The following is a 19,486-nucleotide window of genomic DNA, read 5'->3' on the forward strand; positions in this document are numbered from 1 at the left end:
GGGACCATCCCGCACCATGTTCGACGTACCGATCGATGCGTGGTATGCGTGGCTCGGGATCGCGGGGATGAGCCTATTGACTCTCGGGATCGCAGCCGGGATACCCGCGGGACCGACGCCGGACGCAATGGGTGTGGCCGGCACGATCGACCGTGTGGCAGCCAGCGAGTATCCCGCAACCGCCGAACACGGGCTCGCCGCGGATCAGATCCGGCTCACGCCGAATCGGATCTCACTCCGAGGACCGGGCGGAGCGACGACCGCGGTCCTCGAGTTCGCACCCGTAACGCCCGCACGAGGCGACGATCGCCTGTATCGCGTTCTGAAAGGAGAACCCCCCGATCGAGGGTTCGAGTCGCCCGAGTCGTTCTCGCAAGTGGCGGCGGAGACCCGCACGCAGGAGCCACGCTGGCGATCGGCGCCTCCGAGGTTGCGAATTCGAACGGTCACCTGGGAGGGCGAACGTGTCACGCTCGTCGGGTGACCACATGCGTCGTTCGTCGACCGTCTCCGCGATCCGATCCAGTTCGACTCGGGGGGAGCCGGTTAGCGACGATCACGGATCGGACGGCAAAGCTCGACTTGCTCGCGGACAGGTCGAACCGATCGCTGCCCTCGTCGCTCTGCTCGCGGTCGGCCTCGGCCTCTCGGTGTATGCGGGAGCGATCGCGAACGCCGATCCGACTTCGGAGGGACGGGCAACCGCGGAGGTCGTCTGCGACCGAGTCCACGACGAGGTAACCAGAGCCGGCGTGACCCACCCGGATCGACTGGCGGTTCCCGCCGATATCCCGGTCGACGAACGGCGGGTCGGGATCGCAGTGGTCACCACCCGAGGTCGTTGGACCGCCGGCGAGCGAAACGCGACCCGTCCGTATCCGCCGGGATCGGCGGCAGCAGAACGACCGGTGAGCGTCCGGATATCGGCTGGAGAGCAGGTGCGCGGCGAACTCCGCGTGGTGGTGATCGAGCGATGACGAGTACCGTCCTCGACGTTGGATTGTTTCTGCTTTGTGTCTCCGCAAGCGTCGTGACCGTCGTCAACGTCGATCCGGCAAACGGTGGAAGCGAGTACCACGCCGATGACCTCACCGATCGAATAGCGACCGAGACTATGACGGTGGAGTACACCACGGACGCCGGCGATCGTCGCCACCACGCGAGCCTTGCCGAACATCTGGTAACTGCGGCAGCGCGCGAAGAGCCCGGTTCCGATTCCGATTCGGGTAGCTACGTGAACGCCGTTCGCGCAGCGATCGAACCACGCCTCGATCCTGGGACGGCGGTGGCGATTCGACTCCCCATCGCGGCCAAGTCGGAACGCGACGGTTCCGATTCGATCACGCGAACGGAAGGGACCGACCGACACCGAACGGCGTTCGAGGTCGGCCGGACACCGCCCGCGACTGCACGCGTTCGAACGTCGGTAGTCCAGATGCCGGCCGAGGACGGACGGGGAACGGCGCGGATCGTCGTCCGGAGGTGGCACGATGGCTCGCCCTGATACGGGTCGCACGGGAGGACGAGAGAGGAGGCGCCGCGGCCGGATCGCATTGGTGAGCGACCGGCGGGCGCGCGTTCCGTTCGCGCTCATCGGTGTGTTGTTGATCGTGACCAGTACGGCGTACGCAAGCGGGATCGCCACGACTGACGTGACCATCGATCGGTCAGTCGAGCGGGCAGTGGAGCGGTCGAGCGCCGACGCGACACCCGCGCTCCGATCCGCGACGGCGAGCGCCGCACGCGAGGCGGCGGCACGGCCGGTGACACAGCCCGCCGAGACGACGGCTGGCTCAGCGCTCAGGCCGAATTCCGCGTTCGAGGACGCGCTCCGGATCCGGATCGGGGTCGCCGCACACGAGGCGTTGGCGTCGACCTCCGTCCGCGAGGGCGGTGTTCGTGCCGAAACGACGCTCTCGTTCGGAGAGGACGGGAGCGGGAACAGGAGCGAGCGGACTCGGATCGAGCCGGGGGATCTCGATCGCGTTCGCGATCGAGTGACCATCACGCCGGTGGCGAACGGAACTGCCCTCAAAGCGACGATCCACGGCGTGCGAACGACTGCCAGACGAGACGGTCGAGTGGTTTCCGAGCGGACGCGACCGATCACCGTAGTCGTCGCAGTCCCCGTTCTGGCCGCCCACGAGCGGACCGAAACGTTCGAGACGGCGATGAACCGGGGCGCTTTGGAGGGGCCGGGACTCGGTCGACAACTGACCGCCAGACTGTACGCCCTCACATGGGCGCGTGGATACGCCCAACGGTTCGGCGCGCCGGTACAGAACGTCCTCGCGAACCGACACGTCGAACTATCGAGCAACACCGGAACGATCGCCGTCCAACGTGGCACCTTCGGTGCGGCCGATTCCGACGCTACGACCGGAACGCGACGGGCGACAGCCCGAACCGGGCTTGCAGACCTGCTTGAACCGACCGGCGTCGACGAGAGCGAGTGGAGCCGAACCGTACTGGAGGCACCGGTACCGAGCACTGGGGAGAGTCAGGCCGGCGGAGAGCCGTACGGCGATCCCCTAGAGAACGCGACGGAAACCGTGTCGATCGGTCCCTCAACGGACGCCGCCCTAGTCGAGACGCTCGATACGTCCGATTCGATCGCCCATGACGCATACCGCGTTCAGGCAGTCCGTCGGGTCGAGGTGACCAGAACGGGCGGGCGAACAGGAGCCCCGCCACGGTCCTCACCCGGATCGAACTGGACGTTTCTGGGCGAGCGGACGACGAGCGATGCGACGGCCCACGGATCCGGTGGCGATTCCGGGTTCGATTCGGCATCGCGTTCGGTCACCGTCGAGCGGAAGATCGTTCGCTACTGGACGGACGGAACGAGCCGTCGGACCACGCAAAAGCGCTGGAGTGAGCGCTACCGCGTGGTCGTGTCAGTCGACGGCCGATACGCGCCACGGGCTGGTGCACCCGATCGGTCGACGTCTCCGACGTTCCACCGCGGCGGAGCGATCGACGGGCCGAACCTCGAATCGACGCCGGAGGCCGCACGCCGAGCGCTCGATGCGACGGACGTCGACGCGGTCGCACGAGAGGCAGCGAAGGACGGAGCGACGACGCGAACTGCCGTGATACACGGTACTCGACCGACGGATCTCGAAGCGTGGATCCGCAAGGACGTTGCCGCGCTCCACGATCGTCTGGAGGAGATGGAGACCACGGTCGACATGCGCGCGGTCGCGGCGGGGGCCACGGATCCGTACGGGAGGCTGGCAGCGGACGTGCGGACCCGTCGTGACGAACTGGTCGCTCCGCCTGCGACGTACGATGGAGCGTCCGACCGCGCTCGGGTTGCGGTCCGGCGTGCATACGTCGACGCGGTGATCGCCGACCTCGAGCGTCGCTCGAAGGCCGATCGCAGCGCCAGGGACGAACTCGATGAGGCGGCCGGCGCCGGAGCGACGACCGATTCTCGGGCGGAAGATGAGAGCCAAACGAACGAGGCATCCCTCGGCGAGTACGTCGCCGCCAGCGGGACGGCACAGGATCCGGAACCGTTCGTCGTCGGCGAGGAGGGACCGACTGGGGGCGTCGCCTTCACTCCGAACGGAACGCCGGGATATCTCCCGCGGACCACGATCGACGGCTCGGTCGGGAGTATCGCGTCCGGATCCGAGACGCGCCCGCTCGTAACGCGGAACGTGAACGTCTTCACGATGCCCTACGGAGACGTCTCCAGCGAGATCGTCGATCGAGTGTTGGCGCTCGGCGATCGGGTTCCGCTTCCGCAAGCGACGGGGACGCTCACTGCGGCCGATCGAACGCTGGAGGAGGCGGATGACGAGGACCGGATCGAGGTACTTCGAACGCGCCGCGATCGACTGGAAGCGGACGTTCAAGAATCGACGGAGCAGATCGAACAGGACGTGGAAGTCGAACTTCGGACCACGACGGATCTGTCGGCGTCGGAGCGTCGATCGGCGATTCAGCACACGCGCGACCGATATGAGACGACGGCCAAGTTGGCGACGGCGATGACGAGCGGGGAGTACGCCGAGGCCCTGGCAAACGAGATCGAACGCACGAGCGACGGAAGGATCACGGCCGGCGAACGAACACGTCTCGAGGCGGTGATCCGGACCTCACTGACCGAATCGATGGCGTCAAAACAAACCGCAGTCTCGCGATCGCACGCCTCTCGAACCGCCGACGTGACGCGGAGGATCGCACGGTCGCGGATCGAATCCGGCGTCGAGGAGGGGCTCCAAACGGCGGCCAACGAGACTGAAACGCGGTGGGGAACCGACGTGACGAAGCAGGTGGGCGCCGGACTTCCGGTCACGCCGGTTCCCGGATACTGGTATGCGACGGTCAACGTGTGGCACGTGGAGGTCGCAGGCGAGTATCCGCGGTTCGAACTGCGAGCCGACGTCGGTCCCCCCGACGAGGAGTTCCGCTACGTTCGAGCGGATCGACCGTCGACGATCGACCTCGAGGGAGACCCGGTCACACTCGGATATTCGGAGCCGATCCGGTTTCGAACCGACACCACCGTCGTGATTGCGGTTCCGCCTGGACCGCCGGGAGTCGGTGACGTGGACGGGACGTGGTCGGAGGAGTCGAGTGGGTGGGCGTGTCCCGGACCGTCCGATCGTCGGTGTGAGGCCGATCCATGATCAGCCTGGAGAGACTTCGAGGGGTACGGACGTGACGAACGACTCGAACGAGAGACGTAGACACGGCAAGAGGCGATCATGATCGGGGGGACCGTAGTCGTTTTCCGCGGGGACCGCGGAGAACGAGTATGCTTCATGAGGTCGCGATGGACGCCGATACCGAGGCCGAGGCGATACTCGACGCCTACCGAATGCTCGTCCAAGAGACGATCGAAACGGTCGGGATCGAACGCGTCACGGCGGAAACGTCGATCGACAGGAAGCGCCTCGACGGGGCGAGCGATGACGACCTCGCGACGCTATCGATCCAGGAGGCAGCCACGATTCTCGCCCTCGAGGGCGATCGCGATCCGGAGGCGATCGTCTACGAGCTTCGCGACCATCTCCTCATGGGAATGACGACGGCAGTACTCGACGTCGACACGATCGCCGGGGCGATCGACGCCGATCTCACCGGCCAGGAAGTCCAACAGGCCCTCGAAGGACGGGCCCCGATGACGCTTGAACAGCTTTCGGAGATACAGGCGGTCATCGAAACACGAAAGCGATGACGCGCGTCGTGATCGTCGGGTGTGGCTACATCGGACTCGAACTCGGGCGACAACTCGTCGACCACGACTACGACACGTACGGCGTGCGGCGCTCGCAGGAAGGACTTGCTGCCGTCGAAAGAGCGGGTCTCACGCCGGTGCAGGCGGACGTGACCGATCCGGAATCACTGCTGGCGCTGCCGGACGCGGAGGCGGTCGTCTTTGCGGCGAGTTCGGGTGGCCGCGACGCGGCGGCGGCACGCCGGGTGTACGTGGAGGGCCTCGAGAACGTGATCGCCGAGTATTCCTCGCGCGAGGAGTCTCCCGAACGGCTCGTCTATACCTCCTCGACGGGCGTCTACGGCGACCACGATGGTGCCTGGGTGACCGAGGAAACGCCGATCGACCCGCAAACGGAGAAGACACGCGTGCTGGCGACGGCCGAACGCGTCGCGATCGATGCGGCAGCCGAGGCGGGGATAGACGGGACCGTGGCACGATTTGCGGGACTGTACGGTCCCGATCGGTACCGGCTCGATCGGTATCTTCAGGGACCAGTGACCGCCGGGTATCTCAACATGGTCCATCGCGCGGACGCCGCGGGCGCGATTCGGCATCTCCTTTCCGAGACCCACGCTCGCGGGGAGACGGTTCTCGTCGTCGACGACGAACCGGTCGAAAAACACGCCTTCGCCGACTGGCTGGCCGACGAGTGCGGAGTCGATCGGCCGCCAAAGCAGTCGACGGCCGAACGGCTCGCCGAGGGCGATCTCTCCGCGGCGGCGAAACGTCGAATTCGAACCGAAAAACGCTGCTCGAACGAACGGCTCCACGAGCTCGGCTACGAGTTCGTGTATCCGACCTACCGGGAGGGATACCGGGCAGCGATCGACGCGTATCGCGAGGACGGATGATCGTCGACGATCGACGCATCTCCGTGAGCGGAAAATGCCGCGTGGTTTCTTGTAGCAAGAGCGGGTGATGGAGTGTACGGATGGGTATCACCACGAGCGGGGAACGGCTGATCGCCGATGCGGAGACTCTCGTACGGGAGAACCCCGAACTCGCCGTCGCCACGGCGATCGCGGTGGTGGTCGTCCTCGCAAGCGCGTACGCGTTCCTCCGTATCCGGCGCTCGCGTGGCGTCAGGTTCCGTCGACTGATCGAAGACCGCGAGGAGATCACGGTGTTGATGCACCCGAATCCGGATCCCGATGCAATGGCCGCGGCCGTCGGCGTCGTCGAACTCGCGGACCAACTCGGCGTCGAGGCGACGATCCAGTATCCTGGCCAGATACGTCATCAGGAGAATCGGGCGTTTCGAACCGTTCTCGAGTTGAATCTCGACCGAATCGACCACGTGACCGACCTGACGTCCGAATCGGTCGTGCTCGTCGACCACAACGAGCCCCGCGGGTTCACCGGGTCGGACGGCATCCTCCCGCTTGCGGTGGTCGATCATCACCCCGGCGACGGTGCAGGCGAGGAGTTCACCGACGTCCGAACCGACTACGGATCGACGGCCTCCATCATCGCGGAATATTTCGAGGACAACGACGCGACGCCGGTGCCCCCAGACAGACACGCAAGTGAGACGGCCGGGAACTACACCCTCTCAACGCAGGCGGCGACCGGGCTGTTGTATGGGATCCTGTCGGACACCAAACATCTCACGGTCGGCGCGAGCGAGGCGGATTTCGCGGCCGCGAGTTATCTATACCCCGGCGTCGACCAGGATCGACTCGACCGGATCTCGAATCCCGCCGTCGACGCGGAGGTACTTGAGGTGAAGGCACGAGCGATCGCGGGACGGAAGGTGAAGGGGTCCTTTGGGGTCTCGGACGTAGGATCGATAAATAACGTCGACGCGATCCCGCAAGCTGCGGACGAACTCATCCAACTCGAGGGCGTGACCGCGGTCGTCGTGATCGGCGAGCGTGACGATACGATCCACCTCTCCGGACGCTCGCGCGATGACCGCGTGCACATGGGCAGGGCGATCGAGGAGGCCCTCTCGGGGGTCACGAACGGCGACGGCGGCGGGCACGCGCGGATGGGCGGCGGGCGAATAGAGCCGGAGGTGGACCCGACCGATGACTCCACTTCGGAGGCTATCGACCGGGACGAACTCTCGGAACGGCTGTTCCGGGCGATGGCCGGCGACGTCTGATCCGGGGGCTGGAGCGATTCGACGGGACGATCAAAAGCGAGTGCGCCCGGAGGAGACGTCCTCGTGGCCAAGCGCCTTCTGGAGGAAGTTCAGCCACCGTTTCGTGTCGACGGTCTCTTGACGATCGGCTTCCGCTTCGATGGAGCCGGAATCGAGGCTCTCGAGCGCCTCAAGAGCCCGATCGATCCCGACGATCGCGTCCGCAAGCTCGGCCCCGACCTCATAGGACACCCGACCGTCCTCGATCCGTTCGAGGCGGTCCATTCGCTCGCGCCGGAGGTTCCGTTTGGCCCGTTCGACGCGGTCGCTCTCGCCCGGCGGGACCGTCTCGCGGCGTTTGATCTCGAAGACGAACTCCCGAAGATCGACCGACTCGCCGCGGATCTCGATCGTCTCCGGGATCGAGATTCCGATCGTCGCCGCCTCGCGGTTGACCCGCTCGAGCAGTTGTTTTCGACGGTACTCCTTCACGAGTCGGTGTAGGGGCCGCGATCACTTCGCTCCTTCGACGGCGACGGTCCGAGCGATCCGACCGGTTCGACCGGAGCGGGTAAACCCGCCCACACCAAGATGCAGGCATGGACGGTCTCGAAGCCGAACTCGAGCGGGCACGCGATCTCGAGGTCGACACGCTCGCGGACGCGATCGAGTCGATCGGGTTCGAATGTACGCGCTGTGGCGCATGCTGTAAGGGGTACTATCCGGAGGACTCACACGAGGGCGAGGACGATACCGACACCGCGAGCGATCGACGGCAAGATGAGGACGCGACCAAGAAGGAACCGCATACGGCGACGGTATTCCCCGACGAGGTTCGAGATCTGATCGACGCCGCAGGAGCGGAGGGAGAACGCGAGGAGTACGACTGGCGGGACGTCGCCCGGCCGATGCCCTACGGACTGAGCGAGGACGCCGAGGGGAATCCGGTCGGCGAGACCTTCGAGTGGGCGTTGCAGACGGACGATTGTGGCGACTGTACCTTCTATCGCGAGACGGACGGGCGCGGAAGCTGCACCGTCCACGAGGACCGACCGCTCGTCTGTCGGACGTATCCGTTCAGCGTTGCACTTGGTGGGACAAGCCAGCCGATGGGCGAGGCCGTCGACGAGTCCGGAATGGTACGGGCCCACGAGTGTGAGGGACTCGGACGGGAGATCGACAGGGCGGACGCGAAATCGCTCGCGGACGCGCTCAAACGACGGGCGGTTCGGGAACTCGAGGAATCGATCGCGGTTCGTGAGGCCTACGACCCGACCGTCCGCGCGCGCGGTCACGAGGAGGCCGACGGCGGTCCAGACGTGGTGGTCTTCGATTCGGAGGGGCCAAAGCGCGCCGACGGAACGCCGATAGAGAAGACGAACGAGGGGTGAGGCGATCGGGGGAAACGGCGACGAACGAGTCGATCCGGTGGCGGTACACCTATTATTCTCCGTTCTCTCTATCGGATGGAGGTCTACCTATGGAAATTTCGGATGAACTCCTTTGTCTGTTCAGCGCCGACGTCCGCGAGACGGACGGGTCGTACGTCATCGAGGTACCGAAACGCGAGATCGATACTGGAACGATAGATCCCGGTGAGACCTATCGCGTCGCGCTCATCACACGCGCGATCGAGAACGAGAGCGGGGGCGAACTCGAAGAGAGCGGTCCCGAGACCGAGGAGGGTCCCCAGCCGCCAGTCGAACCCGGCGAGATGCGATACGTCGAGATCGAAGACATCGGCAAGCAGGGAGACGGGATCGCCCGCGTCGAGCGGGGATACGTCATTATCGTTCCCGGCGGCGAGATCGACGAGCGCGTCAAGATCGAGATCACCGAGGTGAAATCGAACTTCGCGGTCGGCGAGATCGTCGACGAGGACATCTAACTCCTCGGCGGACTCACGTCCGTGATCGTGTGCGATCGGACGGCATCACTCGGAGGATACTCGGGCGTCCCAGTAGGAGACGGACGCGACGTAATCGCCGGGTATCGTCCGTCCGATCGCCTCATCGATCGTTCGGAACGCGCGTGCGAGAGCGCCCGGGAGGTTGCGGTAGAACCCGTAGGGCAAAACGAAGTCGTGTGACTCCCCGGCAAGAGAAAGATCCGCCGATTCGAGCAGTGAGACGACCTGATTCTCGGAGTAGAGTCGCGACCCCATCGGGAGGATCCAGGTATAGAGTGCGCGAGCACTGCGGCGATTGAACGTATCGAAGAATATCTGGTCGCTGCTCACCCGGCGCATCTCGGCGATGAACGGCTCCGGATCGTCCATCAGGTGGAAAAATCGCATCGCGAGGACCGTATCGAAGTGGTCGTCGGGAAACGGAAGTCGGGAGGCGTCCCCCCGCATGAATTCAACTCGATCGGCCAGTCCGGCGTCTCGAACTTTTCGACGTCCCTGTTCGAGCATCTCACGGGAGATGTCGAGTGCCACGACCTCAGCGTCGTGATCGGCGAGCATCGTCGTGAACCGGCCGGTGCCGCAGGCGACCTCCAACACTCGCGTGTCGTCGCTCGGCTCGACTGCCGAGAGCACCGCCTCCCGTTCGCGGTGATCGATCACGCGCCCGCCATCGGAGAATCGAACGTCGTCGTACTGCTCGGCGACCTCGTCGGCCTGGTACCAATCCTGTCCTTTCACGCTATGGGATGTTGTATGCCGGACGAACAAAACCGTACTGGATGCGTCGGAAACGGACTGCGCTCGAAAAATGGTTCGTGGCGAGGATTGAGGGCTCGAATCGACGCCACAAGAATATAATTACATTATATTGTGTGTATTCGTTTCACCTGTATATAGCCAACCTTTACCACGAACCGATTGCTTCCAGAAGATATGAGCACTAGTTCCGCGGAGACACGAACGCCGGAGATCCTGACCGAGACGGAGTTTCGCGAGCGGTTGCGGGAACTCCCCCCGAGCGCGAAGCTCGTGGCGAAGGTCCTCGAGACCGACGCGCCGCTGTCGCAGGGCCGGCTGGCCGAGGAGTCACTGCTTCCGGATCGGACGGTTCGATACGCACTCAATCGCCTTCAGGATGCGGACCTGATCGAATCCCGATACAGCTTCAAGGACGCCCGCAAACAGGTCTACTACCTCAGAAAGTGACCGAACGGGAGCGGTCGGCTGCAGATCGTTCACGAAGGGTCTTTTAGGTCCCCGCACGTATTCCGGCAAACATGACCCTCTCGGTCGTCGTTCCGACACTCAACGGGCGGGACCAGCTGGCCGCCGGCCTCGACGCGCTCGCGGCCCACGCGCCCGACGCCGAGGTGATCGTGGTCAACGGTCCCTCGGCTGATGGAACGACGGGGATGGTTCGTGACCGAGAGGACGTCGACGTACTCGTGGAGATATCCGATCGCACGGTGAACGTCGCGCGGAACGCCGGCATCGAGGTCGCCACCGGCGACCGGATCGCTCTCGTGGATTACGACAATCGGATCGAGCCGTCGTGGATCGAAGGGGTGCGATCCGGGCTCGGGCGGGCGGACGTCGTAACGGGACCGGTTTGCCGGTCACTCCCGGCCGGCCGAACGACCGAAACGATCGAACGTCGTCGGATCGCGGGACGAGAGGTGGCGTACTTTGCGGGCGGGAACGTCGCGTTCCGGTCGGCCGTGCTTTCCGATCTCGATGGCTTCGACGAACACCTTCGAACGGGTGGCGCACGTGATCTCGCCCACCGGCTTGCGGGCTACGAGTACGATCTCGTCTGGGAACCCGCCGTCTCCGTCGAGTGTGAGCCGTCGGGAGAAGCGTCCGCCGACGGCGGGGAGCAGGGAGACACCGACTGGCGATGGAAATACCGCGCACTGGCCTATCGGCTCGCGAAGAACTACGGCCTTCGACCGACGGTGATCCGTCGGATCGGCTCACACGCGATCGGCGATGCCACCTCCGTCGCACGGGACGTCCTCGGCGGGGAAGCGACACCGTGTGGATGGGCCGGAAACGGCCGGGAAGTGGTGACTGGCACCGCACGCGGCTTCGCCGAGGGAATGGTCGCTCGGGCCCGCGACCGATCTCCCAGGCGAAATCCGAACGGGATCTCCAAACGCGCCGACCGTGCCGTCGCGAAGTACGACTGGCGCGAGGACGCACGATAACTCTGCGGGCGAACTCGCCATTCGAACGGGGCCGCCGACGGGGGCACGAGGGAGACGCGATGGACAACGATCCGGGACGCAACCGGTATGAGGGCCCGCAAGCAACGATCGAATGATGAAACGAGACGTCGCCGTCGACCGGATCGAGACGATCCTCGAGACGATCGACGCGGAGACGATGCCGGTTCCGGTACGGGAGGTGTGGGTCTTCGGCGAGGTGGCGCTCGGACTGGATCCGATCGACCGCCTCGACGTCTATCTCACCAAGGACGTCCTGTTCGGCGGCGAAAAACGGGAGGAAACCAACCGGGATTTCGAGGCCGAATTCGGCGTGAAAGGTATCGGTGGGACGGTGCGTACCGAATGGGCCACGAGTCATCCCGACCGGATCGAAACGAGCGATAACGGTTACGTCGCCCCCGAGAAATGTCTGGCCGCACACCTTCTGTCGGACGACGAGCCGGTCCACCTCGAGGTGTGTAACGCGAGTTTCGATCGGAACGTCACCCAGCGGCTGGAGGGCGCGCTGGCACGGGAGGCCTACGGGGAGATCCTCGACCCACGAGGAGTGTGTCTGTGGGTCGACGGCTCGCGGGACGAGGAGGCGATCGATCGACTTCGAGAAGGATCGTTCGCGATGCCCCCGCTTGAGGAGGCATTGGAGATGCTCGGCGCGGAATCAGCGGTCGCAAGCGAGGCGGCGACGGCGTTGCGACGCGATCGATCGGACGCGGCGGGAACGTCGGTCCGCGGCGACGTGGTCTGAAGAGATCACCGCATCGACACCGGATCGTCATTACTCGGGGACGCGACCGACCGTCACTTCGAAGGGAACGACCTCAACGCGCTCGTACTCGCCGGCCTGCATATCGGCGATCACCTCACGACCCATGGACTGCCACCGGCTCTTGAGGTCCTCGTACGCCTCCGAGGAGAGTGCGGCCTCGAGTTCCGACCGGTGTGCATCCAGACCCGACCCGCTCGCCTTCCGGACGGCCGCCTCCATCGACTGGGAGGAGTAGGGCGGTTCGATACGTTTTTCGTGGTGATATCGCCGTACGGAGACGTCGATGAAACCCTCACGACGGAACAATTCCCGAACGCGAGCGCCAAGGGCGACGTCCGTTCCGACGCCAGCGAGATACGCCTCCCGCGCTTCCCGTTCGAGTCGCTGCTCGCTTGCGACCGTCGAGGAGACGCCGACTTCGGCGTTGTTCGGCTCGATCGCCGCGACCAGATCACGGGAGACGCGACGGAACTCGCGAAGCGCCGTCCGGGGATCGGGAAGGTTGATGAGAAGGGCCTGGCACGCGAGAAGATCGACGGCGTCGTCGCGGACGGGTAGTCGGGTCGCATCACCCACACACGTCGAGACCCCTTCCGGAACTCGATCGCGTGCGACCCGAAGCAGGGCCGGATCGGCATCGACGCCGACGATCCGCGCGTCCGTGGGGGTCTCCTCGGAGAGAACGCGAGTCAATTCGCCGGTTCCACAGCCGACGTCGAGGACGGACTGACGCGACTCCAACTTGAGGTCGGCGAGCGCCTCCCGATCGTCGGCCCACATGCCGCGGCGCGTGCGTTCGAGGTACTCGGGGGTGAACCGGCGCACGAACCACCCTTCGGACGGCGGTCCGTTAAGCCCGCGGATCGCCGCCCGTGCAGCGGGTCGTCCGACGTCAGCGGGCAGTCACTCCCGACGGAACTCGCGAACGCGATCGATGTTCCACGCGTAGCTGCGCCCGTCTTCGGTCGGCGTTTCGAGGACGAACGGAAGATCACGAAGGTCGGGATGGGTGACGATCCGTTTCATGCCCGCCTCGCCGATGTACCCCTCACCGATGTGTGCATGTTCGTCCTTGTTCGTTCCGTGGTCGTGTTTCGAGTCGTTGAGGTGAATACATCGGAGATGATCGAGCCCAACGACGTCGTCGAACTCGGCGATCGTCTCGTCGACCGCCGCCGCCGTCGAGAGGTCATAGCCCGCCGCGAACGTGTGGGCGGTATCGAGACAGACGTCGAGGGGTTGATCGGCCGACTCGAGAACGGTCGCGAGGTGCTCGAACTGCCCGCCGAGTTTCGTTCCCGATCCGGCGTCGGACTCGATGAGGATCTGCACCCCATCCGGCACGTCGAGTTCGTCGAGGAGGGACGCGGCGTTCTCCAGCCCGGCTTCGACGCCAGCGCCGGTGTGTGCGCCGAGATGGACGTTGACGAAGGGGATGTCCAGCGCCGCCGCCGCCTCGAGTTCCCGTTGCATCGACTCGCGGGACTTCTCACGAAGATCCGCCTTCGGCGTACAGAGATTCACGAGATACGACGTGTGGATCACCCAGGGGCCGTCGAGACGGTCGGCGGTCCCCGTCCGGAATAGCTCGGCCTCCTCGGTACCGATGTTCGGGTCCTGCCAGACCTGGGGTGAGTGGGTGAAGATCTGCCCGCAGGTGCCGCCGACCTCCAGTTGGTTGTCGATCGCGTTGTCCACGCCGCCGGCGATCGAGACGTGGGCTCCGACGTTCGGGTTCATGGCGGAGACTGGATATCGACGGGCAAAGCCGCTTCGAACTCCGTCGGTTCCGATCGGCGCTCCGAGCGCGAACCAATCACGACGCCACCTGACCGCTACCGCGATCCGGGCTGACGCCGGATCCACGATCGCGACTGATATCGATCGCGTACGCGCTCGCGCGCCCTCGAGAGTTCCGCGTCACTCCAGGAGCCCTCGGAAGCGTCGGTCCATTCGGCGAGCGTGTCCTCCAGCGTCTTGACGACGGACTCCCGATCGTGATCGACCAGTTCGTTCATACCCACGACGCGCTCGCGAAATCGGTCGGGGGTCACCGGCGGATCCGAAAAGACGTCGAGGTGGGATTCGGCGTCGACGGCGTAGGTGAGCGATCCATGCTGGAGCACCGCATCGTTGTCGCGATGCTGGGCGTTGCCGGCGATCTTCCGTCGATCGTCCGGCGGACCGGCAACGAGATCGTGGGCGGGATGAAGCGCCCGGAGGTAACAGGCGGGAGGATGGATCGCGGGACGGGACTCCTCCGCGTAGTCGGCATCGACCCCGATCCGCGAGAAAAACGCGAGTATCGGCTCACACAGGAGCTGATAGGAGTCAACGAGATCGCCCGGAACCGCGTCGGCCGGCACGGCGATCGAATAGGCGACGTCACCGACGGAGTCGTGATAGATGCCGCCGCCACCGGTCCGTCTGCGTGTCACGTCGATCCCCGATTCGTGACACCGTCCCCACTCGACCGTTTCGGGATCCTGATGATACCCGAGCGTGAGACAACTCGGGGCCCACCGATAGACACGGACGGTCCAGGGGCCTCCGTCGGCGGCGGTGTTGGCCGCCACCTCGTCAAGCGCCATCTGCATTGGACCCGATCGAGCTTCCTCGCGGATCAGACGCCACTCGCCGTCAGGTGCGTCCATACTCCCCGTTCGGATCGACGCCGAAAAGTCGTTTCGTTCGGCGGGACGGAGATTCAACCGGGGAGATGACCCGGATCGGGATATTTTATATCGCAGTATGCAATTTATCCTTGCGATCAACGGGGATCGCATCGCCCTTTTAGGGTTCGCCGGAGTAGCCTCGGCATGGTCACGAACATCGCGGGGGTGATGGCGGATCTCGAGCCCGAGGACTTCTATCTACTCTCGGGCGTCGAGCAGGGAATGCGCTTTTCGGAGTGGGTTCGGCGAGACAAGCTTCCCGACTATGCCGATCTCACCGTCGAGGAAGTCGACTACCGACTCGATCGGTGCCTGGATGAGGAGTTGATCGAGCGACGAACGATCCAGTACGAGGGGTATCAGTTGACCTTCGAGGGCTATGACGCTCTCGCGCTTCGGACGTTCGCCGAACGCGAGACGCTTCAGGGGATCGGCGCGCCACTGGGCGTCGGCAAGGAAAGCGACGTCTACGAGGCCCGCTCGTTCAAGCCATTGGCGCTGAAATTTCACCGGGAAGGCTACACGAACTTCCGCGAGGTGATGAAAGAACGCGAGTATACCGCCGATCGCCAACACGTCTCCTGGCTGTATACGGCACGAAAGGCCGCCGAGCGCGAATACGAGGCGCTCGAAACGCTGTATCCGGACGTCTCGGTCCCACGACCAGTGGATCAGAATCGCCACGCGATCGTGATGGACAAATTCGAGGGCGTAGAGCTCGCCCGCTCGAAGCTCGAATCCGATCAGGTCCTCGGAGTGTGTAACCTGGTGATTCGCGAACTCACGACGGCCCATGAGGCGGGATGGATCCACGCCGACATATCCGAACACAACATCGCGATCGCCGAAAGCGGGATCACGATCTTCGATTGGCCCCAGGCGGTCCGAGAGGACCACGAGAACGCCCGGGAGTTCCTCGAACGCGATCTCCGGAACCTCACCAAGTATTTCGCCCGCAAGTATCCACGGGAGACACCGGATTCGATCGACGTAGCGGCGATTGCCGATGCGGTCGAGGACGGTTCCTTCGAGACCATCCGCGAGTTCGGCGGCGTATAAACGTTATACCGCGATAGAGAATAGTCAAACGGTCCTGTTCGTCCCGAACGCGGGCGACTCGATGACGATCGACGTCGAGGAGCCGCCGCGGGAGGAGGTCGTGCGCTTCGACGAGCGAGAGGTGATCGACCATGGTTCGACCGAGTGAGAATGATGCCTGACGGTGAGTGGACCGAACGTCGATCGATCTCGATCAGCCGGCCGGACGTCGATCAGCCGGTCGATCGGATGTCGATCAATCGTCCGCCGGCGCCACACCGGTCGGACCGGCACCACCGGAGTCGGTATCGACGGTGAGCGTGCGATACAGCATGATGAGCATCGAGACGATGAGCGCGCTCCCCCACAGAAGCGTCGTCGGCATCAGGAACTGGAAGCCGAATCCCTCCCCGATCCAGACGGTTCCCGGAACGCCCCACTGACCGAGGATAAAGAGGACTGTCACGATGGTTCGAAGGGTTCCCGTCACGCCCAGCGCCGGAACGGCAAAACCCATGACGATGGCGAGGATCGAGAGGACGCCGAGATGAGCATGTCCGCCGATCATCCACGGCGGAACGGAACTGCCGCTCGACAGGAGGATCGACTGGTGAAGTCCTACGGCCATCATGACGGCGAGCCCGAGAAAGCCGGATGCTTTGAGTGGCCTAGTCATGATCGGTCGGTGGCACACCACCGAACCTGTTAAATCTTGAGAAATTCGCGAAACGTTCCCCGATCGGGAGTTGGAACCTGGTGTCTCACCCAGTTACCGGAACCGGGCGTCTCGATGGATCACCGGAACCAGGCGTCTCGGAAGGTCACTGGAACCGGATACCGGGATCGGAAAGTCCCTCGTTGTGCATCGCGACGTTGATCAAAAGCGGCGTGATCGATTCGACTTCGGCGGCGTTGTCGATCGACCCGGCATCGAGCGCGCGAAGCCCCTCGATGGCCTCCGCGAGCATGGAGACGATGTCTTTGGCGTCGGGATCGTCGCCAAGGACGAGCGTGTCGATCTCCAGTTCCCGATCCAGATTCGCCAATCGGCCGGCAGCGAGGTTGTGAAACGCGCCGACGACCGAGACCTCCTCCGGGGCGGCGTCCGCGGCGATCCGGGTGACGCTTCCGGCCCCTGGCCGATGGTAGTGAAACCCGTCCTCATCGCGTTGCATCCCGACAGCCGGCGAGACGAGTACGTCGTCGTCATCGAGGCGATCGCCGATGTCCTCGACGGTGTCGGCGACGTGGTAGGGTGGAACGGCGAGGACGATCACGTCGGCGCGGTCCGCAGCCATGGCGTTCGCGAAGCCACCCACCGTGGCGTCGACGCCTCGGCTGTCGAGTTCGGTTTCGTACTCCCCGGCCTTCGATCGTGCTCGTTCGGGATCGCGGGACCCGACGATGACGTCGTGGTTCGTGTGGAACGCCCACCGGAGAGCCAACCCTTCCCCGATGTCTCCGGTCCCGCCGAGTATCGCGATTCGCATACCAACAGTGGTGGCGGCGGCGTCTTATGTGCGTCGTTCCAACAGATCGACGAGCGCGTTCACGTCCTCCACGACGGCATCAGCGCCGACCGACGTGTACGTTTGTCGACCCGACTCACCGGTGAGACCCCCGGTCAACACACCGATCCCGTAGTAAACGCGGTCGGGATCCGCGTCGTCGGCATTGCGAGCCGTCCGGATGTCGTCGAGGGTATCGCCGACGAACGCGACCACGTCGGCATCGAACCGCTCGGCGAGGGTACAAAGCGCCCGCGGGTGAGGTTTACCCTCCTCCCAGTCGTCCATGGTGAACCGGTGGGCTGGTGGCAGATCGAGTCCGACACGATCGAGCGCGATATCGGCCTCGGCCGCCGGGCGACCGGTGAGGACGCCGACGTCGAAGCGAGACCGGAGGGTCTCGATCGTGTCGCCCTCGATGAGAACCGGCTCGTCAGTGATGAATCCGGGGACCTCGATCGGCGGCTCGCCGCCCTCGAGTTCGCGGTAGCGGTCGGCGCCGAGATACAGCGCCTGAAAGACGTCCCGGAGTCGATCGGGATCCCACGCATCGAGAACGGTCGCCCGCGTATCGGGCGGGAGTTCGTCCACGACCGCTTTCGCGCCGTCGAGACCACCGCCGGCAGTTGCGATCCGATCGGTGAACGCGTCGATCCCCGCCTCGAAGCCCTCGGCGCTTGCGAGCACGTACAGCGCCGCGGCGTAGGTGAGTTCCCAGTCGTTGTTGAACCCGCCGGCGTTCTTGAACGCCTGGACGTCCTCACGGGAGATCGTCGTCCCGTACACGCGTTCGATCGACTCCACGATCGCCCGCCGGTAGGAATCCGCGACGTCGACGAGCACCCCGTCGATGTCCAGCACGACTGCATCGACCTGCATACACTCCCTCACGCGGCAGCGCGAAAAACCGTTCCGACTGGTGGGCGTCGATCCGTTCGTGGTATCCACGAATTGGAGTATCGATGAGATGAGTTCGGCTATCGAGAAGGAGCGTCGGTGACGTAGAGAGTCTCCGGACCGACCGTTCGTCGCTCGACCCGAAGCGACGGCGACGGATCCTCGAACCCCAGAGTCGTGAACGCGGCCACGGCGTCGAGTCGCTCCGCGAGACGGGCCGTCGCTGGCTGGAGCTCGGCCGGGAGGTTTTGGCCGAAGACGACTGCGACCGACGACTCGTCAGCCGCGATCGGAAGCGCTTGAAGCGGCGACGGCGACGTCGCGAGATCGTGAACGTCGAGGCGGGCGAAGGCGACCGCGTCGGGAACCGACCGATCGACGACGTCGATCGCGACCACTCGATGGCCGTCCGCCACGAGCACACGCGCCACCTCCGAACGTCGACCGATCCCGATCTCGAGAACGATCGGAGCCTTCTGAACGGTCGGCGGCGACTGCTCAACGTGGGCCGAACCGGTCGGTTCCCGGGCGGCGAGTTCGGCGAGCTTGTTCGCGATCGCAGTCGAACGGGATCGGGTCACGCCGGGCCATTTATGCACCAGGGAGGCATAACGGCTTCCATGCTCGTGGACATCGTTCCCGTGGGGGAGGTCTCCGCCCGTGTCAAGCGGGAGGCCTCCAGTGCGCTCCGGTCGGTCTACGACTGTGAAGTGGCCGTACACGACGAGCAGTCGGTTCCGGCAACCGGCTACGACGAGGGGCGAGACCAGTATCGCGCGGAGGACCTCATCGAGGTCGTAAGCCGGGTCGGAAGCGGCGAGAAGAACATCGGAATCACCGCACGGGATCTGTTTTATCGCCGTCGAAACTACGTCTTCGGGCTCGCTTACCTCAACGGAAACGGCTCGATCATCTCCACGTATCGCCTCCAGACGTCCTCGGACGGCGGCATCTCCTCAAAGCCCCAGACCGACGTCGTCGCCGATCGCGTCCGCAAGGAGGTCGTCCACGAGATCGGCCACACCCTCGGATTGGAACACTGCGACAATAGCAAATGCGTGATGTCCTTTTCACCGACCGTCCGCGAGGTCGATCTCAAGGAAGAACACCTCTGTGGGTCCTGTTCGCGGGCCGTCCACTGACGGA

General features: G+C 64.7%; 23 protein-coding genes. 14 read left to right on the top strand and 9 right to left on the bottom strand.

The features are described from left to right. The first annotated feature begins 16 nt into the window (after positions 1-16). The 7 genes from ACERIT_RS01305 (at position 17) to ACERIT_RS01335 (ending at position 7,340) form a co-directional block, all read left to right on the top strand. Positions 17-484, top strand: coding sequence for a hypothetical protein (locus ACERIT_RS01305; protein WP_373672985.1), 468 nt, complete (start codon positions 17-19; stop codon positions 482-484). Then, a complete protein-coding gene (locus tag ACERIT_RS01310; protein ID WP_373672986.1) occupies positions 465-977 on the top strand; it encodes a hypothetical protein in 513 nt (170 codons plus the stop codon). The genes ACERIT_RS01305 and ACERIT_RS01310 overlap by 20 nt, the downstream gene beginning before the upstream one ends. Then, complete coding sequence (locus tag ACERIT_RS01315) at positions 974-1,504, top strand: hypothetical protein (protein ID WP_373672987.1); 531 nt, start codon at positions 974-976, stop codon at positions 1,502-1,504. Before ACERIT_RS01310 ends, ACERIT_RS01315 begins: the two co-directional genes overlap by 4 nt. Beyond that, positions 1,491-4,640 (top strand): hypothetical protein, encoded by a 3,150-nt coding sequence (locus ACERIT_RS01320; protein WP_373672988.1) that lies wholly within the window; start codon positions 1,491-1,493, stop codon positions 4,638-4,640. The genes ACERIT_RS01315 and ACERIT_RS01320 overlap by 14 nt, the downstream gene beginning before the upstream one ends. Positions 4,641-4,768: 128 nt before the next feature. Further along, positions 4,769-5,191, top strand: coding sequence for a DUF5791 family protein (locus tag ACERIT_RS01325; RefSeq protein WP_373672989.1), 423 nt, complete (start codon positions 4,769-4,771; stop codon positions 5,189-5,191). Next, entirely contained in the window at positions 5,188-6,084 is an 897-nt protein-coding gene (locus ACERIT_RS01330) for an SDR family oxidoreductase (RefSeq protein WP_373672990.1), read from the top strand. Before ACERIT_RS01325 ends, ACERIT_RS01330 begins: the two co-directional genes overlap by 4 nt. A gap of 80 nt (positions 6,085-6,164) precedes the next feature. Beyond that, positions 6,165-7,340: a bifunctional oligoribonuclease/PAP phosphatase NrnA gene (locus tag ACERIT_RS01335; protein ID WP_373672991.1), complete on the top strand. Its 1,176-nt coding sequence runs from the start codon at positions 6,165-6,167 to the stop codon at positions 7,338-7,340. A gap of 30 nt (positions 7,341-7,370) precedes the next feature. Here ACERIT_RS01335 and ACERIT_RS01340 read toward each other — a convergent pair whose 3' ends face one another. Then, the gene (locus ACERIT_RS01340; RefSeq protein ID WP_373672992.1) at positions 7,371-7,811 is read right to left on the bottom strand and encodes a DUF5788 family protein; all 441 of its coding nucleotides are present in this window, start codon (positions 7,809-7,811) and stop codon (positions 7,371-7,373) included. Between the two features lie 107 nt (positions 7,812-7,918). Between ACERIT_RS01340 and ACERIT_RS01345 the strand changes: the two genes are divergently transcribed. Next, a complete protein-coding gene (locus ACERIT_RS01345) occupies positions 7,919-8,710 on the top strand; it encodes a YkgJ family cysteine cluster protein (protein ID WP_373672993.1) in 792 nt (263 codons plus the stop codon). Between the two features lie 89 nt (positions 8,711-8,799). Beyond that, a complete protein-coding gene (locus tag ACERIT_RS01350; RefSeq protein ID WP_373672994.1) occupies positions 8,800-9,207 on the top strand; it encodes a TRAM domain-containing protein in 408 nt (135 codons plus the stop codon). 45 nt (positions 9,208-9,252) lie between these two features. Here the strand turns inward: ACERIT_RS01350 and ACERIT_RS01355 are convergent, their stop codons facing one another. Then, on the bottom strand, positions 9,253-9,966 hold the full coding sequence (locus ACERIT_RS01355) for a class I SAM-dependent methyltransferase (protein WP_373672995.1): 714 nt from the start codon (positions 9,964-9,966) through the stop codon (positions 9,253-9,255). 195 nt (positions 9,967-10,161) lie between these two features. Between ACERIT_RS01355 and ACERIT_RS01360 the strand changes: the two genes are divergently transcribed. From ACERIT_RS01360 to ACERIT_RS01370, 3 genes are all read left to right on the top strand, one after another. Continuing rightward, positions 10,162-10,434, top strand: a complete 273-nt coding sequence (locus ACERIT_RS01360) for a MarR family transcriptional regulator (protein WP_373672996.1) — start codon at positions 10,162-10,164, stop codon at positions 10,432-10,434. 71 nt (positions 10,435-10,505) lie between these two features. Continuing rightward, complete coding sequence (locus ACERIT_RS01365; protein WP_373672997.1) at positions 10,506-11,435, top strand: glycosyltransferase family 2 protein; 930 nt, start codon at positions 10,506-10,508, stop codon at positions 11,433-11,435. 115 nt (positions 11,436-11,550) lie between these two features. After that, entirely contained in the window at positions 11,551-12,201 is a 651-nt protein-coding gene (locus tag ACERIT_RS01370; RefSeq protein WP_373672998.1) for a hypothetical protein, read from the top strand. Between the two features lie 30 nt (positions 12,202-12,231). On the opposite strand, the gene ACERIT_RS01375 is transcribed toward ACERIT_RS01370, so the two are convergent. The 3 genes from ACERIT_RS01375 to ACERIT_RS01385 form a co-directional block, all read right to left on the bottom strand. Then, a complete protein-coding gene (locus ACERIT_RS01375; protein ID WP_373672999.1) occupies positions 12,232-13,047 on the bottom strand; it encodes a class I SAM-dependent methyltransferase in 816 nt (271 codons plus the stop codon). 78 nt (positions 13,048-13,125) lie between these two features. Continuing rightward, positions 13,126-13,962 (bottom strand): deoxyribonuclease IV, encoded by an 837-nt coding sequence (locus ACERIT_RS01380; RefSeq protein WP_373673000.1) that lies wholly within the window; start codon positions 13,960-13,962, stop codon positions 13,126-13,128. Positions 13,963-14,057: 95 nt separating this feature from the next. Further along, the gene (locus ACERIT_RS01385; RefSeq protein ID WP_373673001.1) at positions 14,058-14,876 is read right to left on the bottom strand and encodes a biotin/lipoate A/B protein ligase family protein; all 819 of its coding nucleotides are present in this window, start codon (positions 14,874-14,876) and stop codon (positions 14,058-14,060) included. Between the two features lie 165 nt (positions 14,877-15,041). On the opposite strand from ACERIT_RS01385, the gene ACERIT_RS01390 reads away from it, so the two are divergent. Beyond that, entirely contained in the window at positions 15,042-15,956 is a 915-nt protein-coding gene (locus tag ACERIT_RS01390) for an RIO1 family regulatory kinase/ATPase (protein WP_373673002.1), read from the top strand. A 235-nt stretch (positions 15,957-16,191) separates the two neighbouring features. Here the strand turns inward: ACERIT_RS01390 and ACERIT_RS01395 are convergent, their stop codons facing one another. The 4 genes from ACERIT_RS01395 to ACERIT_RS01410 form a co-directional block, all read right to left on the bottom strand. Then, positions 16,192-16,611 (bottom strand): hypothetical protein, encoded by a 420-nt coding sequence (locus ACERIT_RS01395; protein WP_373673003.1) that lies wholly within the window; start codon positions 16,609-16,611, stop codon positions 16,192-16,194. 145 nt (positions 16,612-16,756) lie between these two features. Next, entirely contained in the window at positions 16,757-17,425 is a 669-nt protein-coding gene (gene npdG, locus ACERIT_RS01400) for an NADPH-dependent F420 reductase (RefSeq protein ID WP_373673004.1), read from the bottom strand. A gap of 24 nt (positions 17,426-17,449) precedes the next feature. Then, a complete protein-coding gene (locus ACERIT_RS01405) occupies positions 17,450-18,322 on the bottom strand; it encodes a TIGR01548 family HAD-type hydrolase (RefSeq protein WP_373673005.1) in 873 nt (290 codons plus the stop codon). A 98-nt stretch (positions 18,323-18,420) separates the two neighbouring features. Further along, positions 18,421-18,921, bottom strand: coding sequence for a UPF0146 family protein (locus tag ACERIT_RS01410; RefSeq protein ID WP_373673006.1), 501 nt, complete (start codon positions 18,919-18,921; stop codon positions 18,421-18,423). Between the two features lie 39 nt (positions 18,922-18,960). Here ACERIT_RS01410 and ACERIT_RS01415 point away from each other — a divergent pair, with 39 nt between their 5' ends. Next, entirely contained in the window at positions 18,961-19,482 is a 522-nt protein-coding gene (locus ACERIT_RS01415) for an archaemetzincin family Zn-dependent metalloprotease (protein ID WP_373673007.1), read from the top strand. The last annotated feature ends 4 nt before the right edge of the window (positions 19,483-19,486 follow it).

The organism is Halopenitus sp. H-Gu1 (assembly GCF_041821145.1).
GTDB lineage: Archaea > Halobacteriota > Halobacteria > Halobacteriales > Haloferacaceae > Halopenitus.

Excerpts from the sequence above, each read along its gene's own strand:
- ACERIT_RS01305 (WP_373672985.1), top strand. The coding sequence starts at position 17 with ATGTTCGACGTACCGATCGATGCGTGGTATGCGTGGCTCGGGATCGCG.
- ACERIT_RS01315 (WP_373672987.1), top strand. The coding sequence starts at position 974 with ATGACGAGTACCGTCCTCGACGTTGGATTGTTTCTGCTTTGTGTCTCC.
- ACERIT_RS01320 (WP_373672988.1), top strand. The coding sequence starts at position 1,491 with ATGGCTCGCCCTGATACGGGTCGCACGGGAGGACGAGAGAGGAGGCGC.
- ACERIT_RS01325 (WP_373672989.1), top strand. The coding sequence starts at position 4,769 with ATGCTTCATGAGGTCGCGATGGACGCCGATACCGAGGCCGAGGCGATA.
- ACERIT_RS01330 (WP_373672990.1), top strand. The coding sequence starts at position 5,188 with ATGACGCGCGTCGTGATCGTCGGGTGTGGCTACATCGGACTCGAACTC.
- ACERIT_RS01335 (WP_373672991.1), top strand. The coding sequence starts at position 6,165 with ATGGGTATCACCACGAGCGGGGAACGGCTGATCGCCGATGCGGAGACT.
- ACERIT_RS01345 (WP_373672993.1), top strand. The coding sequence starts at position 7,919 with ATGGACGGTCTCGAAGCCGAACTCGAGCGGGCACGCGATCTCGAGGTC.
- ACERIT_RS01350 (WP_373672994.1), top strand. The coding sequence starts at position 8,800 with ATGGAAATTTCGGATGAACTCCTTTGTCTGTTCAGCGCCGACGTCCGC.
- ACERIT_RS01360 (WP_373672996.1), top strand. The coding sequence starts at position 10,162 with ATGAGCACTAGTTCCGCGGAGACACGAACGCCGGAGATCCTGACCGAG.
- ACERIT_RS01365 (WP_373672997.1), top strand. The coding sequence starts at position 10,506 with ATGACCCTCTCGGTCGTCGTTCCGACACTCAACGGGCGGGACCAGCTG.
- ACERIT_RS01370 (WP_373672998.1), top strand. The coding sequence starts at position 11,551 with ATGAAACGAGACGTCGCCGTCGACCGGATCGAGACGATCCTCGAGACG.
- ACERIT_RS01380 (WP_373673000.1), bottom strand. The coding sequence starts at position 13,962 with ATGAACCCGAACGTCGGAGCCCACGTCTCGATCGCCGGCGGCGTGGAC.
- ACERIT_RS01385 (WP_373673001.1), bottom strand. The coding sequence starts at position 14,876 with ATGGACGCACCTGACGGCGAGTGGCGTCTGATCCGCGAGGAAGCTCGA.
- ACERIT_RS01390 (WP_373673002.1), top strand. The coding sequence starts at position 15,042 with ATGGTCACGAACATCGCGGGGGTGATGGCGGATCTCGAGCCCGAGGAC.
- ACERIT_RS01395 (WP_373673003.1), bottom strand. The coding sequence starts at position 16,611 with ATGACTAGGCCACTCAAAGCATCCGGCTTTCTCGGGCTCGCCGTCATG.
- npdG (WP_373673004.1), bottom strand. The coding sequence starts at position 17,425 with ATGCGAATCGCGATACTCGGCGGGACCGGAGACATCGGGGAAGGGTTG.
- ACERIT_RS01405 (WP_373673005.1), bottom strand. The coding sequence starts at position 18,322 with ATGCAGGTCGATGCAGTCGTGCTGGACATCGACGGGGTGCTCGTCGAC.
- ACERIT_RS01415 (WP_373673007.1), top strand. The coding sequence starts at position 18,961 with ATGCTCGTGGACATCGTTCCCGTGGGGGAGGTCTCCGCCCGTGTCAAG.